This window comes from Planococcus massiliensis, assembly GCF_000821325.1.
GTDB classification, from domain to species: Bacteria; Bacillota; Bacilli; order Bacillales_A; family Planococcaceae; genus Planococcus; species Planococcus ruber.
Window position 1 is genome coordinate 1,438,005 of the sequence record NZ_CCXS01000001.1, and the last position, 16,798, is coordinate 1,454,802.

At 46.5% G+C, this 16,798-nt stretch carries 14 protein-coding genes; all 14 read left to right on the forward strand.

Features of this window, described 5'->3' with window-relative positions; all coding sequences use genetic code 11:
• Window positions 1-69: 69 nt before the first annotated feature.
• The 14 genes from BN1080_RS06905 to recA all read left to right on the forward strand — a co-directional run bounded on the left by BN1080_RS06905 (window position 70) and on the right by recA (window position 16,565).
• Window positions 70-2,391, forward strand: coding sequence for a DNA translocase FtsK (locus BN1080_RS06905; RefSeq protein ID WP_052651301.1), 2,322 nt, complete (start codon window positions 70-72; stop codon window positions 2,389-2,391).
• 176 nt (window positions 2,392-2,567) lie between these two features.
• Window positions 2,568-3,296 carry a GntR family transcriptional regulator gene (locus tag BN1080_RS06910; RefSeq protein WP_052651302.1) on the forward strand — a complete coding sequence of 243 codons (729 nt, stop codon included), beginning with the start codon at window positions 2,568-2,570 and terminating at the stop codon, window positions 3,294-3,296.
• A 48-nt stretch (window positions 3,297-3,344) separates the two neighbouring features.
• Window positions 3,345-4,427 (forward strand): BMP family lipoprotein, encoded by a 1,083-nt coding sequence (locus BN1080_RS06915; protein WP_052651303.1) that lies wholly within the window; start codon window positions 3,345-3,347, stop codon window positions 4,425-4,427.
• Between the two features lie 165 nt (window positions 4,428-4,592).
• Window positions 4,593-6,137, forward strand: a complete 1,545-nt coding sequence (locus tag BN1080_RS06920; protein WP_052651304.1) for an ABC transporter ATP-binding protein — start codon at window positions 4,593-4,595, stop codon at window positions 6,135-6,137.
• Window positions 6,127-7,173, forward strand: coding sequence for an ABC transporter permease (locus BN1080_RS06925; RefSeq protein WP_052651305.1), 1,047 nt, complete (start codon window positions 6,127-6,129; stop codon window positions 7,171-7,173). The genes BN1080_RS06920 and BN1080_RS06925 overlap by 11 nt, the downstream gene beginning before the upstream one ends.
• A gap of 1 nt (window position 7,174) precedes the next feature.
• Window positions 7,175-8,134: an ABC transporter permease gene (locus BN1080_RS06930; RefSeq protein ID WP_052651306.1), complete on the forward strand. Its 960-nt coding sequence runs from the start codon at window positions 7,175-7,177 to the stop codon at window positions 8,132-8,134.
• 124 nt (window positions 8,135-8,258) lie between these two features.
• Window positions 8,259-9,533 carry an EF-P 5-aminopentanol modification-associated protein YfmF gene (yfmF, locus tag BN1080_RS06935; RefSeq protein ID WP_052651307.1) on the forward strand — a complete coding sequence of 425 codons (1,275 nt, stop codon included), beginning with the start codon at window positions 8,259-8,261 and terminating at the stop codon, window positions 9,531-9,533.
• A complete protein-coding gene (gene yfmH / locus BN1080_RS06940; protein ID WP_052651308.1) occupies window positions 9,526-10,827 on the forward strand; it encodes an EF-P 5-aminopentanol modification-associated protein YfmH in 1,302 nt (433 codons plus the stop codon). The genes yfmF and yfmH overlap by 8 nt, the downstream gene beginning before the upstream one ends.
• Window positions 10,824-11,543 carry an elongation factor P 5-aminopentanone reductase gene (ymfI, locus tag BN1080_RS06945; protein ID WP_052651309.1) on the forward strand — a complete coding sequence of 240 codons (720 nt, stop codon included), beginning with the start codon at window positions 10,824-10,826 and terminating at the stop codon, window positions 11,541-11,543. Before yfmH ends, ymfI begins: the two co-directional genes overlap by 4 nt.
• 190 nt (window positions 11,544-11,733) lie before the next feature.
• On the forward strand, window positions 11,734-12,531 hold the full coding sequence (locus BN1080_RS06950; protein ID WP_052651310.1) for a YmfK family protein: 798 nt from the start codon (window positions 11,734-11,736) through the stop codon (window positions 12,529-12,531).
• Between the two features lie 8 nt (window positions 12,532-12,539).
• Window positions 12,540-13,418: a helix-turn-helix domain-containing protein gene (locus BN1080_RS06955; RefSeq protein WP_234398942.1), complete on the forward strand. Its 879-nt coding sequence runs from the start codon at window positions 12,540-12,542 to the stop codon at window positions 13,416-13,418.
• A 47-nt stretch (window positions 13,419-13,465) separates the two neighbouring features.
• Window positions 13,466-14,044, forward strand: coding sequence for a CDP-diacylglycerol--glycerol-3-phosphate 3-phosphatidyltransferase (gene pgsA, locus BN1080_RS06960; protein ID WP_052651311.1), 579 nt, complete (start codon window positions 13,466-13,468; stop codon window positions 14,042-14,044).
• Between the two features lie 32 nt (window positions 14,045-14,076).
• Window positions 14,077-15,330, forward strand: a complete 1,254-nt coding sequence (locus BN1080_RS06965; protein WP_052651312.1) for a competence/damage-inducible protein A — start codon at window positions 14,077-14,079, stop codon at window positions 15,328-15,330.
• Window positions 15,331-15,503: 173 nt separating this feature from the next.
• Window positions 15,504-16,565 carry a recombinase RecA gene (recA, locus tag BN1080_RS06970; protein ID WP_052651313.1) on the forward strand — a complete coding sequence of 354 codons (1,062 nt, stop codon included), beginning with the start codon at window positions 15,504-15,506 and terminating at the stop codon, window positions 16,563-16,565.
• Window positions 16,566-16,798: the final 233 nt, after the last annotated feature.

Below are 16,798 nucleotides of genomic sequence, written 5' to 3' on the forward strand. Positions count from 1 at the left end.
GCTTCCGGGCTCCAAAGCCGAATCTAGCGATTGCGCTTTTCGTAAAAATGAAGGAAATGAGGGATTAACATGCCGCGGACTCCAGCAAAAAATAGGAAAAAGAAAAAACCGGCATCCAAGAAAAAACAGCAGTTTCCTCCGATCGGCTATGAAGTCATCGGCTTGCTGTTAATCGTCATGGCAGTGCTTATGGCGTTCCAATTAGGCATCATCGGGAAAATGCTGTTAAACACAGCAGAGCTTTTAATGGGGAATTTAGCCTTCTTAATTCCACTGGCTTTGCTCTTTACGGCTATCCATGTCATGGTGCGCCGAAGATGGCCAAGGCCAAGGCTGAAGGCCGCAGTGAGCGGGCTGTTCATCTTAACAGGCGTTGCGTTGATTTGCCATTTGGTCTATGCGGCTGGATCCATTTTGCCGCTTACATCGGGCAATGTGATAGCCGAGACAGTCAAATCCACCCGGTTGACGGGTTCGATTTGGCAAAGCTATGATGCCAGCGGTGCCGGTTTGTTCGGCGGATTTTTGTATGCCATGTTCCATGTTCTATTCGATACGGCCGGAACCTGGATTATTGCCATTCTTCTTCTTTCGATCGGAGCAATTATTTTAACCGGGAAAACAGCTGCCCCTTATATTGCAGAGAAAATCCCAAGCATGCGCCCGGCAATTGATGGCATATTGGTTCGCTTGAAACAGCCGAAAACAAAACGGCTAGCAGCTCCGCGGAAAAAAGCGGAAAAAGCAGAAAAACAGGAAGAGCCGGAACACATCATGGAAGTCGATGATGCACTGGAATACGACGAAGAGGAAACGATTTACCCGGATGTGCATGAAGAACCGATCATTTCGGCGTTCACTGAAAACGTAAAGCCGAAAAAAGCGGAAGCGGCGCCGATTGAACCGGAACTGGAAGATTCGGATGACGGGGAAGTCAAACTCATGTCCACTCATGAAGAAATGGAAAATGAAGAATATCAGCTGCCGCCGATCGATTTGTTGACTTTGCCGCCGCACAGCGACCAAAGCGGCGAATATGCAGGGATTCAAAAAAATGCGAAGAAGCTTGAAAAAACCTTCCAAAGCTTCGGTGTGCGCGCAAAAGTGACGCAAGTCCATTTAGGGCCGGCTGTGACAAAATACGAAGTGCTTCCGGATACAGGCGTGAAAGTCAGCAAGATTGTCAGCTTGCACGACGATTTGGCGCTTGCCCTTGCAGCGCGGGATATCCGGATTGAAGCGCCGATTCCCGGAAAATCAGCCATCGGCATCGAAGTGCCGAATTCAGAAGTGGCGATTGTCAGCCTGCGGGAAGTGCTCGAATCAGAAGAAAACAATAAGCCGGATGCAAAATTGCTCTTCGGCCTAGGCCGCGACGTTACAGGCCAAGCCGTCATGACGCAATTGAACAAAATGCCGCATTTATTAGTAGCTGGTTCTACAGGGAGCGGTAAGTCCGTTTGCATCAACGGCATCATCACCAGCATCATTATGCGGGCAAAGCCGCATGAAGTGAAAATGATGATGATTGACCCCAAAATGGTGGAATTGAACGTCTACAATGGCATTCCCCATTTATTGGCGCCGGTCGTAACGGACCCGCGCAAGGCGGCCCAGGCATTGAAAAAAATCGTTTCAGAAATGGAGCGCCGCTATGAACTGTTCTCGCATACCGGCACACGGAATATCGAAGGCTATAACGATTATGTCCGGATTTTCAATGAAGAGAACGAAGAAAAGCATCCAAAGCTTCCGTTTATCGTTGTCATTGTTGACGAATTAGCGGACTTGATGATGGTCGCTTCAAATGAAGTGGAAGACGCCATTACCCGTTTAGCGCAGATGGCCCGTGCAGCAGGCATCCATTTGATCATCGCCACGCAGCGCCCGAGCGTTAACGTCATTACCGGTGTCATTAAAGCCAATATCCCTTCGCGGATCGCTTTTGCAGTTTCTTCTGCGATTGACTCCCGTACGATTTTGGACATGGGCGGAGCGGAAAAATTGCTGGGCCGGGGTGATATGCTGTTCCTAGGAGCAGGCCAATCAAAACCGGTTCGGGTTCAAGGCGCGTTCTTGTCGGATTCAGAAGTTGAAAAAGTCGTGGACTTTGCTATTGAACAGCAGAAAGCCCAATACCAGGAAGACATGATTCCGTCTGAGGTCGAAGAAGCAGCGATTGACGACGAGACCGACGAAATCTATGACGAAGCTGTGCAGCTCGTATCAGAAATGCAGACTGCTTCTGTTTCCATGCTGCAGCGCCGCTTCCGGGTCGGCTATTCAAGAGCCGCAAGAATCATTGACCAGATGGAACAGCGGGGAGTAGTAGGCCCTTATGAAGGCAGCAAACCGCGAACTGTTTTAGTTCCAAAGCAGGAGGAATATTAAGGAAATATCAGAATTTTTGTGACAATCTGATTACATCGAATGAAATATTTGCAATGAAAATTCGCGAAATTCGACAAAAGACTATTTATTTCGTCTGGAATAAGTGTTATAGTAATTTTGATTAGTAGGAATGTTTTACATCAGATGTCTGATCTCTGTCATTGGTGGTGAGTCTTATGACAATTAAATCGGATCATCGAGCGTTGTACCTTCAAGTGATTGATCGAATGAAGCAAGACATTGCGGCCGGATTGTACAAAGAGAAAGAGAAGCTGCCATCCGAGTTCGAACTTGCGAAATCACTTGGAGTCAGCCGTGCGACTTTAAGAGAAGCACTGCGGTTATTGGAAGAAGATAATATTATCGTAAGGCGGCATGGCGTCGGGACTTTTGTCAATCCAAAACCTGTATTTTCGACAGGCATCGAACAATTGACAAGCGTCTCCGACATGATTCGCCAGGCAGGCATGGAACCCGGCGTGATTTATCTAAGCACCGGTGAGAGCCTTTCGTCCGAAGAAGATATAAAACGCTTTCATTGCGATGCTGATGAATCCATAATTACTATTGAACGCGTCCGAACAGCAAATGGTGAACCTGTCGTCTATTGCATCGACAAAGTGCCAGCGGCTTATCTGCCGGCTGATTTTCTCGGACGCAAAGAAAGCTCGATCTTCTCAGCGATAGAAGAGTCCGGAGAAACCCGCATTGCCTATGCGGTCACATTCATAGATCCAATCGGATACCACGAAGATGCGTCGCCGATTCTTGAATGCGATCCGGAAACAGCATTATTGGTGTTAAAACAGCTCCACTACGATGAGGACGATCGTGTGGTGCTTTACTCAAAGAATTACTTCAGAGCTGATAAGTTTAGTTTTCATGTAGTTCGAAAACGTGTGTAAAACGGCAAATTCCTGCTAATATCAAACATACCTCAGGGGGTTATTACATTGACGAAACGTAAATTTGGTCTAGGTCTATCTTTAATGCTTGCAGCGGGAACAATGCTTGCTGCGTGCGGCAGCGACGAAGATACTTCAAACGGTGACACTGGATCTGGCGACGGCGGAAGTTCAGAAGAAACAAGCGACTTCTCAGTAGCAATGGTTACAGATGTCGGCGGTGTGGATGATAAATCATTCAACCAATCAGCTTGGGAAGGTTTGCAAGCGTTTGGGGAAGAAAATGGCCTTGAAAAAGGAGACGGCGGATTTGACTATCTCCAGTCGGCTTCTGATGCAGACTATAATACGAACTTAAACAACTTGATCCGTCGTGACTTCGACGTCGTTTATGGAATTGGGTTCTTGATGGAAGGCGCTGTTAAAGAAATCGCTGAACAGCAGCCGGACGCTCAAATTGCCATTATCGATGCTGTCGTTGACGCTCCAAACGTAGCCAGCGTATTGTTCAAAGAGCAAGAAGGTGCATTCCTTGCGGGTGTAGCAGCAGCTCTTATGACTGAAACTGGCAAAGTTGGTTTTGTTGGCGGAATGGAAATTCCAGTAATCGAGCGCTTTGAAGCTGGTTTCCTAGCAGGCGTTGAAGCTGCAGATCCTGCAGTTGAAGTCGATGTACAATATACAGGTGCTTTTGATAAAGCGGAATTGGGTAAAACAACAGCTAACCGCATGTACTCTGCTGGAGCGGATATCGTATTCCACGCAGCTGGCGGAACAGGCAACGGGGTATTCACTGAAGCGAAAGAACGCAAAGAAGCAGATCCGGATACAAACATCTGGGTTATCGGTGTAGATGCTGACCAATACGACGAAGGTCAAGTCGGCGATGCTAACGTAACACTTACTTCAGTTCTTAAAGGTGTAGACCAAGCAGTAATCGACATTTCAAACCAAGCGATGGAAGGCAACTTCCCTGGCGGCGAAACATTGACTTACGGTTTAGCTGAAGACGGTGTTGGCCTTGCGGATTCACGCGGAGCAATCACAGAAGACGTTATGGCTAAAATTGACGAGTACAAAGAGAAAATTGCTAGCGGCGAAATCGTCGTTCCTGAAACTCTAGAAAACTAAGCATTCCTCAATACGGTCATCATAAAGGCCGGTCTTACCGGCCTTTATGATTTTTTTTCGCCTATTTTTATGAATTATTAGATGAAAGGCTTTTCTCAGCAAAAGCCTTTCATGTATTAATTTTAAACAAATATTAAGTTACCAGTTTTCGAAGGAGTGAAAACAATGGAATATGTAATCGAGATGCTCAATATTCGCAAAGAATTTGGGACATTCGTTGCCAATGACAATATAACGCTGCAACTTAAAAAAGGCGAAATCCATGCGTTATTGGGAGAGAATGGGGCAGGGAAATCAACTTTAATGAACGTGCTGTTCGGCCTTTACCAGCCTGAAGGCGGCGAGATTCGAGTGCGCGGAGAAAAAGTGGACATTTCAGACCCGAACGTAGCAAATGATTTAGGAATCGGCATGGTGCACCAGCACTTTATGCTAGTCGAAAATTTCTCAGTAACTGAAAACATCATTCTGGGAAGTGAACCGACTAAATACGGAGTGACCAACAAAAAAGACGCAGCCAAAAAAGTTCAAGCTCTTTCTGAACAGTACGGGTTGAACGTCGATCCATACGCTATCATCGAAGATATTTCGGTTGGCATGCAGCAGCGTGTCGAAATTTTAAAAACTTTGTACCGCGGTGCAGAAATTTTAATTTTCGATGAGCCGACTGCTTCTTTGACGCCTCAGGAAATCACGGAATTGATCCAGATTATGAAGCGGTTGATTGCGGAAGGCAAATCCATCATCTTGATTACGCATAAACTTAAAGAAATCATGGATGTTTCCGATCGCGTTACCGTTATTAGAAAAGGGCAAGGCATCGGCACCGTAATCACGTCTGAGACCAATCCGCAAGAGCTGGCTTCCTTAATGGTTGGACGCCAAGTGGAATTTAAAACAGTGAAAAGTCCAGCGTCTCCTACAGACAATATTCTAAGCGTCAAAAATTTAGTCGTCGATGACTACCGCGGAGTAGCAAAGGTCAAGAATCTTAATTTGGATGTCCGTGCAGGTGAAATTGTCGGAATTGCCGGTATAGACGGGAATGGACAATCGGAGTTGATTGAAGCGATCACGGGGCTTCGCAAAGTGAAAAGTGGAACCATTTCGCTTCACGGCAAGGACATCACAGGGTTAAAGCCGCGTAAAGTTACAGAAGCAGGGGTTGGCCACATCCCGCAGGATCGCCATAAGCATGGCTTAGTATTGGATTTCCCGATTGGCCATAACATTTCCCTGCAGACGTATTATAAACAGCCAATTTCAAAAAGCGGCATCATTGATTACAACAAGATTGATGAAAAAGCAAAAGCAATTATTGCAGCGTACGATGTCCGGACGCAAGGACCGCACGAACCTGCCCGGGCTTTATCAGGCGGGAATCAGCAAAAAGCGATTATCGGCCGTGAAGTTGACCGGAATCCGGAACTGCTGATTGCAGCATTGCCGACGCGTGGCCTTGATGTAGGGGCCATTGAATTTATCCATAGCCGTTTGATTGAACAGCGGGATAATGGAAAAGCAGTCCTTTTGATTTCGTTCGAATTGGACGAGGTTATGAACGTATCCGATCGCATTGCCGTTATCCATGACGGCGAAATTGTCGATACGGTGCTTCCAGAAGAAACAACAGAACAGGAACTTGGCTTGCTGATGGCAGGGCATGCGGTTCGGGGTTCTGAACATAAGGAGGATCAGCATGTCGACTAGAGCAACAAATATTCTGGTCCCAGTCATTTCCGTAATTCTTGGTTTAATAGTCGGAGCAATTATCATGTTGATCAGCGGCTATAATCCAATTGACGGCTATGCCGCTTTATGGAACGGGATTTTCGGTGACTTATATACAATAGGAGAAACTATTCGCCAAATCACTCCTTATTTATTGGCCGGGCTTGCGGTAGCGTTTGCTTTCCGTTCAGGTTTGTTCAATATCGGGGTTGAAGGGCAATTGATCGTTGGATGGTTCGCTGCCGCGTATGTCGGAGTAGCGGTTGAACTTCCAATGATCATCCACTTGCCGCTCGCTATTTTAGCGGCAGCAGCAGCAGGTGCGTTATGGGGATTTGTTCCTGGACTTTTAAAAGCGAAATTCCATGTCCATGAAGTTATCGTCACGATCATGATGAACTATATCGCGCTTCATACAACGAACGCGTTGATCAAAACGGTATCCGGCGGCGGAGACCGCACAGAATCCATTTTTGCCAGTGCATCATTGCGTTCAGAGTTTCTTGAAAATTTAACGGAGTTTTCGCGTCTTCACTACGGCATTATCATTGCCCTTGTCATGGTAGGTGTCATGTGGTTTATTCTTGAAAAAACGACGCTCGGATTTGAATTGAAAGCGGTCGGGTTCAACCACAACGCTTCTCAATACGCGGGCATGAATGTCAACAAAAACATTATTTTAGCAATGGTGATTTCAGGAGCATTTGCCGGCCTAGGCGGTGCAATGGAAGCTCTTGGAACATTTGAATACGTGTCTTCCAAAGCAGGATTTACGGGCATCGGATTCGATGGGATCGCGGTTGCCTTGCTTGGAATGAACACTCCGCTCGGCGTTATTTTCGGGGCTACTCTTTTTGGTTCTTTGAAATACGGCGCCCTCAATATGCCGAATGCTGCGGGCATTCCGCTTGAGATTGTGGAAATTGTAATTGCCGTTATTATTTTCTTTGTAGCATCAGGATACATCATCCGTCTATTCCTGCTGCGCGCGGCTAAGAAGAAGGAGGCGAAGTAATATGAGTTTCTTGGAAGTTTTGTATTTCATCGTTCCTTCAGCGATATTTTATGCAGCTCCGCTTATTTTAGTAGCAATCGGCGGTGTATTTTCCGAGCGATCGGGCGTTATTAATATCGGCCTCGAAGGTTTGATGGTCATTGGCGCATTCGTGGGCATTTTGTTCAACTTATTATTTGCCGATACTTTTGGCGACGCAACTCCTTGGCTGGCGTTGATCGCTGCGATGGTTGCAGCGCTGTTGCTTTCATTGGTTCACGCGGTTGCATCGATTTCGTTCCGGGCGGACCAAACAGTATCAGGGGTTGCCATCAACTTGCTGGCAATTGCTTTGTCTCTTTACCTGGTGAAGAAAATTTTCGGGAAAGGGCAGACGGATTTCATCACCGAGCGTTTTACGCGCTATGATTTCCCGGTCCTATCGGATATTCCGTTTATCGGGCCGATGTTCTTCACGAAAATTTATAACACGTCTTTCTTGGCAATCCTCATTGCCATCATTGCTTGGTTTATCATTTATAAAACGCCGTTCGGCTTGCGCCTCCGCTCAGTCGGGGAACATCCAATGGCAGCAGATACAATGGGAATCAACGTAAACAGAATGCGCTATATTGCTGTCATGATTTCCGGAGCTTTAGCTGGGATCGGCGGAGCCATCTATGCGCAGACGATTTCCGGTGATTTCGGACACGCGACGATCAATGGACAAGGGTTCATGGCGCTCGCGGCGATGATCTTCGGTAAATGGCATCCGCTTGGTGCGATGGGAGCCGCTTTGTTCTTCGGTTTAGCTCAAGCGTTAAGTATCGCCAGCTCATCTATTCCAATCATCCAAGATATCCCGAATGTCTTCTTGCTGATTCTTCCATACGTTTTGACCATTTTAGCTCTGGCCGGTTTTATTGGCCGTGCAAATGCGCCAAAAGCGAACGGAATCCCTTACATCAAAGGGCAGCGCTAATCCAAAAAAAGAATCGCCCAAGCGGCGGTTCTTTTTTTTGGCCGCATGGGCATTCTTCATTATTTGCATTTCATTCCAGTGGTTCGGTATAGTTAGAATAAGAAAGCTGAGAGGGGATTTACTGATGTTTCAATCTATTAAGATCGCACAAGGCGTGAATGTCCACGTAAATGAAACGACTCAATTCAAGACGATAAATTTTTCTTTTAAATTCAAAGACCGTTTAACACCTGAAAAAGCATCTGCCCGTTCCGTTTTGGCAAATGTGCTCCAGCACAGCAATGAGGTATATCCATCTCATACAGCGCTGCGCATGGTGTTGGATGATTTATATGGCACTTCCCTCTACATAGATTCTTCAAAACGGGGCAATGAACACATCGTCACTTTAAATGTAGAAACAGTGAATGACCAATATCTTTCCGAAGAAGGCGTATTGGAAAAAGTCTTAAACTTGATGTATGTCGTCCTATTCAAGCCCAATATGGAAAACGGGCTCTTTAAGAAATCCATTTTCCTGCGCGAAAAGCAGACCATCAAAGAACGGATTGAATCGATCTTTGACGAAAAGACCCGCTACGCGCAGCAGCGCATGATGGAACTTGCTCTGCCGGGGCATCCCGCTTCCATTCAAGCAAATGGTTCGCTCGAAGAACTGGAGAAAGTGACGAACGAGCAATTGGTGAAAGAATATGAAACCTTATTGAACAATAATGAAATTGAAATTTATGTGGTCGGTGACATCAAGCCGGACATGATTGCTTCCTATATTAAAGAGTACTTTCATTTCGAAGGCCGTGACCAGGCAGTGGAAGGGCCGTCAACGGAACTGAAATCTCCGGAAGAGTCTCGCGTGATCGAATACGAAGATATGAAACAAGGGAAACTGCATATGGCGTTCTTTACACCGATCACTTTCCGCGACGAAAAGTTCCCGGTAATGCAGTTGATGAACGGGGTTCTCGGAGGCTACGCCCATTCGAAACTGTTCGTCAATATCCGTGAAAAAGAAAGCATGGCTTACTACGTTTCAAGTTCGTACGCTTCGCAATTCGGCTTGATGTTCATCCTCGCCGGAATTGATTCGAAACTGGAAGGAAAAGCTGTGAAGCTCATCCTTGAACAATTGGAAGAAGTGAGAAAAGCCAATATTTCAGACGTGGAACTGGGCCAAACGAAAGCGCTTTTGATCAATCAATTAAAAGAAGCGCTGGATTCGGCTAGAGGCCAAATCGACATTTATGATCAATACATGGAACTGGATGAAGCATTTGAACCGGATTATTTGATCAGCAAATGGAATGCGGTCACAAAAGAAGACATTGCTGAAGCGGCTCAACAATTATCGTTGGAAATGACCTATTTCCTAGCAGGCAAGGAGGACGATTCAGTTGAATAAAGTTCAATTCGAACAATTAGATGAAACACTGTACCACGAAAAACTAGCGAACGGGCTTGAAGTGTATATCTTGCCGAAAAAAGGTTTTTCCAAAACCTTTGCTACGTTCACAACAAAATACGGTTCAATCGATAATCATTTTGTGCCTTACGGGGAAGAAGAAGCGATTAAAGTGCCAGACGGCATTGCCCATTTCCTGGAGCATAAAATGTTTGAAAAAGAAGACGGCGATGTCTTCCAGCAATTCAGCAAACAAGGCGCTTCTGCCAATGCCTTCACTTCCTTTACCCGCACTGCGTATCTGTTTTCAGCGACCGGGCAAATCAATGAAAATGTGGAAACGCTGCTGGATTTTGTCCAAAGCCCCTACTTCACCGAGAAAACCGTGGAGAAAGAAAAAGGCATTATCGCACAGGAAATCACGATGTATGACGATCAAGCGGACTGGCGTTTGTATTTCGGCATGATCGAAAACTTGTATAAGAACCACCCGGTGAAAATTGATATCGCTGGAACAGTCGATTCCATCCAGGATATTACGGCTGAACATTTGTACACATGCTATAACACGTTCTATCATCCATCCAACATGGTGCTGTTCGTGGTCGGTGCTGTGGATCCGGAGCAGATGATGGAGTTCGTCAAAGCAAACCAGGATCAAAAGACGTTTGAAGAGCCAAAAGAAATCAAACGCATCTATCCGGATGAGCCGATGGAAGTGGCGATTAAGGAACGGACTCTTGAAATGAGTGTGCAAAAGCCGAAAATCTTTGTCGGCATCAAGCCGGAAGTGCTCCATTACTCAGGGAAATCGATGCTGAAGCACGAGTTGGCAGCTGAACTGGCTTTCGAATTGCTGTTCGGGCGGACTTCAGATTTCTATCACCATGCGTACGAAAGCAATTTAATTGACGAGTCCTATTCTTTCGATTACTCATTGGAAAATGGTTTTGGCTATGCGCTGATCGGCTCTGATACCAATGAACCTGAGCAATTAATCAAAGAAATCAACCATACACTGGACCAAGCCATAGAGAAATGGGCGTTCGGACAAGCAGATCTTGACCGGATCCGCCGCAAGAAAATCGGATTTTTCCTGAGAGCGCTAAATTCCCCTGAATTTATCGCCAACCAATTTACGCGGTATGCATTTAATGAGATGAATTTATTCGACGTCGTGCCGATGCTCGAAGAAATAGAAGTGCCGGATCTGCAAGCTGCATTTGCAACAGTGAGTTCAGCCAGCCAGCGTTCAAACTTTACGATTATGCCACCGAAGAAGGACCGCCAGTGAAACGGTTTGCCGTCGTAATGGGAGCTTCCGGAGAAATTGGCGAAGCCATCGCTCTACAGCTTGCAGCTGATGGCTGGTCGCTTTATCTTCACTGGAACTCCACTCCCGTCAATCGGCTTGCGGAAAATTTAAGCGAAAAGTTTCCGGGACAGGAGTTTATTGCTGTCCAAGCCGACTTCACCCGTTCGGACGGAGCCGAGCGGCTGGCAGCCCAAGTCTATGATGCCGCATGCATTGTGGTGGCAAGCGGCCATGCGTTGCAAAAAATGCTGATTGATACGGAAGATGCCGAAATGGACGCTTTGTGGAATGTCCACGTCAAAAATCCGATTTCGGCCATCCGCAGAATCTCACGTTATTTTCATCGCCATCCGGCAACCTATGTCGTCTTCATCTCGTCTATATGGGGAGAGACAGGTGCTGCTCTTGAAACTGTCTATTCTTCTGTAAAAGGGGCGCAATTGGCTTTTGTCAAAGCGTACGCCAAAGAAATGGCAGCTTCCGGCACTCGGGTAAATGCAATTTCTCCAGGTTTCATTCAGACAAAAATGAATGGGAATTTTACCGCAGAAGAACTTGCTGTGATCGAGGAAGAAATTCCGCTCGGATTAGGGGCGCCTCGCCATGTGGCAGATGCTGTTGACTTTTTGGTGAACGGCAAAGCGGATTACATGACAGGCCAAGTTCTCCGGATTAATGGCGGATGGCATATGTGAGTTGCACATTGTGCGGTTTTTACTTAATTATCCATCTAGTTGCTCCGTTCGCTTCATAATCGAGGAGTTGTTCCCAAAGGTTTTGGGCCAACTCCTTTCTTATTGCCCCTTTTCTTAGGGCACTAAATCAGCTATCATAAGAGTTAGGAACTTTTTGGTCAAATATTGGCAATGAAAGGTCGGATGATGAATGAGAGAATGGTATTTTGAATACGAAATTCAAGTGAATCGTCCGGGTTTATTAGGGGATATAGCTTCTCTTCTTGGTATGCTCAGAGTAAACATCGTCACCATCAATGGCGTAGACCAAGGCAGGCGAGGAATGCTGCTGCGTGCAGAGCATGATGTTCAGCTGGAACGCTTCGAACAGATTGTTTCTACGATTGAGACAATCGCGGTGAAGAAATTCCGTGAACCGAAACTCCGTGACATTTTAGCTGTTCGCCATGGCCGTTATATTCAAAGAGATGCGGATGATCGCAAGACTTTTCGTTTTGTCCGTGATGAACTCGGATTATTGGTCGATTTCATGGCTGAAATTTTTAAACAGGAAGGCCATAAATTAGTCGGCCTTCGCGGAATGCCGCGGGTTGGAAAAACGGAATCGATTGTCGCAGCAAGTGTAAGCGCTAATAAAAAATGGATTTTCCTATCTTCGACGATGATCAAGCAAACGGTGAGAAATCAGTTGATGGGAGATGAGCATAACGCGAACAACATCTTCATACTGGATGGCATCGTTACACGCCGTTCCGGAGATGAACGCCATTTGCAGCTGGTTCGAGAAATGATGCGTATGCCAACGATTAAAGTTGTGGAACATCCCGATATGTTTGTCCAGCAATCTGAGTACAGCATCGAAGATTTCGATTATATAATCGAATTGCGCCATCATCCAGAAGAAAAGATTACATATGAAGTGTTGGAGAAAAACCACTTCATGGGCGACCAGAATCAAGCGGATATGTTCGGCGGATTTAACTTTTAAGTGGGCAGGTGATCGTATTGAGTGAATTAGGTACTCGGTTGAAAGAGGCGAGAATCGCTAAAGGGTACAGTTTGGAAGATTTACAGGATGTAACAAAGATACAAAAACGCTATTTAGCGGGAATTGAAGAAGGCAACCACAGCATGATGCCCGGACCGTTTTATGTCCGTGCCTTCATTAAACAATACGCAGAAGCTGTGGGATTGAACTCGGATGAATTGCTCGAACAGCATAAATCGGAGGTCCCGGTTTCTGTGAAAGAAGAAGTTCGGCCGACACTGACGCCGCCGACTCCTTCCCGGCGCCAAACCTTAGCTAAGAGTTCTTCGAGCGGGATGGGCGAAATTATGCCGAAAGTGATTGTCGCTTTGTTTATTGTCGTCATCTTAGCTGTTGTTATTTTCTTTTATAATAATTTGGCGACAAACGATCCGTTAGAAGATGCGGCAGATGAAGAAGGCGTTCCGTACGAAGAAACGGACGAGGCTGACGAAGAAGCACCGCCGGCAGAAGAACAGCCGGAAGAAACTCCAGCGGAAGAGCCGGAGGAACCTGCAGAGCCGGAAACGAGCCTGTCTGTCGTTGGCTCTGAAGGAGAAACAACGACTTTTGCTTGGAAAGGTCCCGCAACGCGGGAGTTGAAAATCGAAGCGAGCGGCCCGTCTTGGGTATCGGCGACTGGCCCGAATCAGCAGGAGCTGATGCAGCCGGCGCGTACGATGCAGGCGAGCGACAGTGAAGCGATAGACGTTTCAGGCGTTGCACAAGTGCGTGTAAGACTGGGAGCCAGCTCGAATGTCAAACTTACGGTAAATGGCGAACCGATTGAATATACGCAAGACTTGATTACCCAAAATATCGTTATTCAATTTACGGACGCAGAATAGCCATCTTTTGATGGCTATTTTTCTTGAGAAAGGAAAGGGGCAAACATATGAATATTCCAAACCGCATTACGGTATCGAGAATCTTGCTGATTCCGATATTTATGGTGATCATGCTGGTCGATTTTGGTTGGGGCACCATGACCTTGTTCGGTGCAGAGATGCCGGTCTCCCATTTTATCGGAGGGCTGATTTTCATCGTGGCATCCCTGACTGACTGGGTTGACGGATACTACGCGAGAAAATACAATCTTGTCACGACGTTCGGCAAGTTTTTGGATCCGCTCGCAGACAAGTTGCTGGTTTCAGCGGCATTGATCATTTTAGTGGAGCTGGGCTTCGCTGCATCATGGATCGTCATCATCATTATCAGCCGGGAATTCGCTGTCACAGGCTTGCGTCTCGTGCTCGCAGGAGAAGGCGAAGTCGTCGCTGCCGGAAGCTTAGGGAAAATTAAAACCACTGCGCAGATTCTCGCCATTTCCGCCCTATTGCTGCACGATGCCATTTTTGTTCTGGTGGGAGTGCCATTTGGCGAAATTATGCTTTACATCGCATTGATTTTCACGGTCTGGTCAGGCTGGGATTATTTCTATGCAAACCGCAAAGGCTTGATGGCATCTAAATAATAAACAAAAAATCGTTCAAGGGGTGAAGATGGATGAATGCTGAAATAATTGCTGTAGGATCTGAACTGCTTCTCGGGCAGATTACGAATTCAAACGCCCGTTTTTTATCGAACCATTTAGCAGAGCTTGGAATTAATGTGTATTACCATACGGTAGTCGGCGATAATTCGGAGCGGTTGAAAGATACGATTAACATTGCGGAAAACCGAGCAGATCTGATTATTTTCACAGGCGGCTTAGGGCCGACCAAAGATGATTTGACGAAAGAAACGATAGCCCGCCATTTGGGGACGACGTTAGAGATGGACCATGAAGCGCTTGATTCCATCGTGGCCTTTTTCGAACGGGCTGGGAGAGCGATGACGGAAAACAATAAAAAGCAGGCCTTGGTTTTAAAAGGCAGCGAGGTGCTGGTCAATCACCACGGGATGGCACCGGGCATGCTTTATAAAACCGAAACGCATACGTATATGCTGCTGCCTGGGCCGCCTAAAGAAATGGAGCCGATGTTCCAGTATGAAGCGAAGCCAAAGCTCGCTAAACTGCTGAATCAGGCAGACGTCATTTTGTCACACGTTTTGCGTTTTTATGGCATTGGGGAAGCGGAACTTGAAGACCGCATCCAGGATATTTTAGAACAGCAGACGAATCCGACCATTGCGCCGCTTGCTTCTGACGGGGAAGTGACGCTGCGGATTACAGCGAAAACGAATACGGAAGAGCAGGCCTGGAAGTTAATCGAGGAAGCGAAAGCGACCCTGCTTGAACGTGTTGGCGACTACTTGTACGGCTATGACAATGATTCGCTCGCTTCGAAAGCGATTGATCTGCTTCGTGAGCAGCAGAAGACCATATCAGCTGCCGAGAGCTTAACTGCTGGGCTGTTTCAATCTGAACTTGCGGCTGTAGCCGGGGCGAGTTGGGTTTTGGCTGGCGGCGTTATCACCTATAATGAAGAAATGAAAATCAGCCAGTTGGGCATTTCAAGTGAAGTGCTTGCCCGGTTCGGCGTTGTCAGCGAAGAAACTGCGGTTGCCATGGCTCAAGCGGTCCGTTCCAAATTCAACACGGACATCAGTGTCAGCCTAACCGGTGCTGCAGGACCGGACGCCCATGGCGACCAGCCTGCCGGCACCGTATGGATTGGCATTGCAACGGAAGAAGAAACGAAAGCCTACCGGCTGCAATTATCCGGGATGCGCAATACGAATCGCCTCAGAGCCGTGAAATTGGCATTGTCCTATATTATACGAACACTGACCGACGGAAATGCACGCAAAATTTAATTTTGCGTGTTTTTTTATGCTCAAAACGGGAAAATGGTCCGTATAAGGCGATTAAAAATCATTTTTGCGATGCGAACACGAATAAACGTTCGCATTTTCCTTGCGTATTTCTCAATGAGCAAGTATACTAGAGACAGGTAGAAAAATTGGTTTTAATTAGAGGAGGATTTCTTTTGAGCGATCGTAAAGCAGCGTTAGACATGGCGTTAAAAAGTATAGAAAAGCAGTTCGGTAAAGGATCTGTGATGAAATTAGGCGAGAAAAGCGACTATAATGTATCATCGGTTTCGAGTGGTTCTTTGGCGCTTGATACTGCACTAGGAATAGGCGGTTATCCGCGTGGACGCGTTATCGAAATCTATGGACCTGAAAGTTCAGGTAAAACAACGGTTTCCCTTCACGCTATTGCAGAAGTGCAAGCGACAGGCGGAACGGCTGCATTCATCGATGCAGAGCATGCGCTGGACCCTGTATACGCCAAAAATCTTGGCGTGAATATTGATGAGTTGCTCCTATCTCAGCCAGATACTGGTGAGCAAGCCCTTGAAATTGCTGAAGCCCTCGTACGAAGCGGCGCAGTAGATATCGTAGTAGTGGACTCCGTTGCTGCATTGGTACCGAAAGCCGAAATCGAAGGCGAAATGGGAGATTCCCACATGGGATTGCAGGCGCGCCTGATGTCTCAAGCTCTTCGTAAATTGTCAGGGATCATCAACAAGTCAAATACGATTGTGATCTTTATCAACCAGATTCGTGAAAAAATCGGCGTTATGTTCGGCAACCCGGAAACAACTCCAGGCGGCCGTGCATTGAAATTCTACTCATCGGTACGATTGGAAGTTCGCCGTGCTGAAGCATTGAAGTCGGGTTCTGACATTATTGGTAACAGAACGAAGATCAAGATTGTGAAAAACAAGGTGGCTCCGCCGTTCCGCACAGCGGAATTGGACATCATGTACGGCAAAGGGATTTCCCGTGAAGGCGAAATCGTGGATATTGGATCAGACCTTGAAATTATCCAGAAGAGCGGTTCTTGGTATTCGTACAACGACGAACGCATTGGCCAGGGCCGGGAAAATGTAAAGCAGTTCTTGCTTGCAAATCCGGAAATCCGCAACGAAATTTCAAACAAAATCCGTGAGTCTTACGGCATGGCAGCTGCAACGTATACGATTGCCGCCAATAAAGACGAAGAACCGGAAGAGTTCAATCTTCTGATCGACGAAGAAGAATAAAAAAGGGATCCAAGCCGCGAAGCCATATGCTTTGCGGCTTTTCTCTATTAGCCGGAACTGCCGTAGGGCTTCCCTGTGTGCTGAATCCTTATTCTCAATGGGTTGACACTTTATAAGTCCATCTATACAATTAAAATTGTATAATTTACTAATTTTTCAACGATTGAAAAGTGTGACCCGCAATATTAATTGATCTTTTGAAAAAGGAAAAGAATAGCAAGAGGAGGTGTCCG

Bases quoted from the DNA above. Each gene is read 5' to 3' on its own strand.
- BN1080_RS06905 (WP_052651301.1), top strand. From the start codon at position 70: ATGCCGCGGACTCCAGCAAAAAATAGGAAAAAGAAAAAACCGGCATCC.
- BN1080_RS06910 (WP_052651302.1), top strand. From the start codon at position 2,568: ATGACAATTAAATCGGATCATCGAGCGTTGTACCTTCAAGTGATTGAT.
- BN1080_RS06920 (WP_052651304.1), top strand. From the start codon at position 4,593: ATGGAATATGTAATCGAGATGCTCAATATTCGCAAAGAATTTGGGACA.
- BN1080_RS06925 (WP_052651305.1), top strand. From the start codon at position 6,127: ATGTCGACTAGAGCAACAAATATTCTGGTCCCAGTCATTTCCGTAATT.
- BN1080_RS06930 (WP_052651306.1), top strand. From the start codon at position 7,175: ATGAGTTTCTTGGAAGTTTTGTATTTCATCGTTCCTTCAGCGATATTT.
- yfmF (WP_052651307.1), top strand. From the start codon at position 8,259: ATGTTTCAATCTATTAAGATCGCACAAGGCGTGAATGTCCACGTAAAT.
- BN1080_RS06950 (WP_052651310.1), top strand. From the start codon at position 11,734: ATGAGAGAATGGTATTTTGAATACGAAATTCAAGTGAATCGTCCGGGT.
- pgsA (WP_052651311.1), top strand. From the start codon at position 13,466: ATGAATATTCCAAACCGCATTACGGTATCGAGAATCTTGCTGATTCCG.
- BN1080_RS06965 (WP_052651312.1), top strand. From the start codon at position 14,077: ATGAATGCTGAAATAATTGCTGTAGGATCTGAACTGCTTCTCGGGCAG.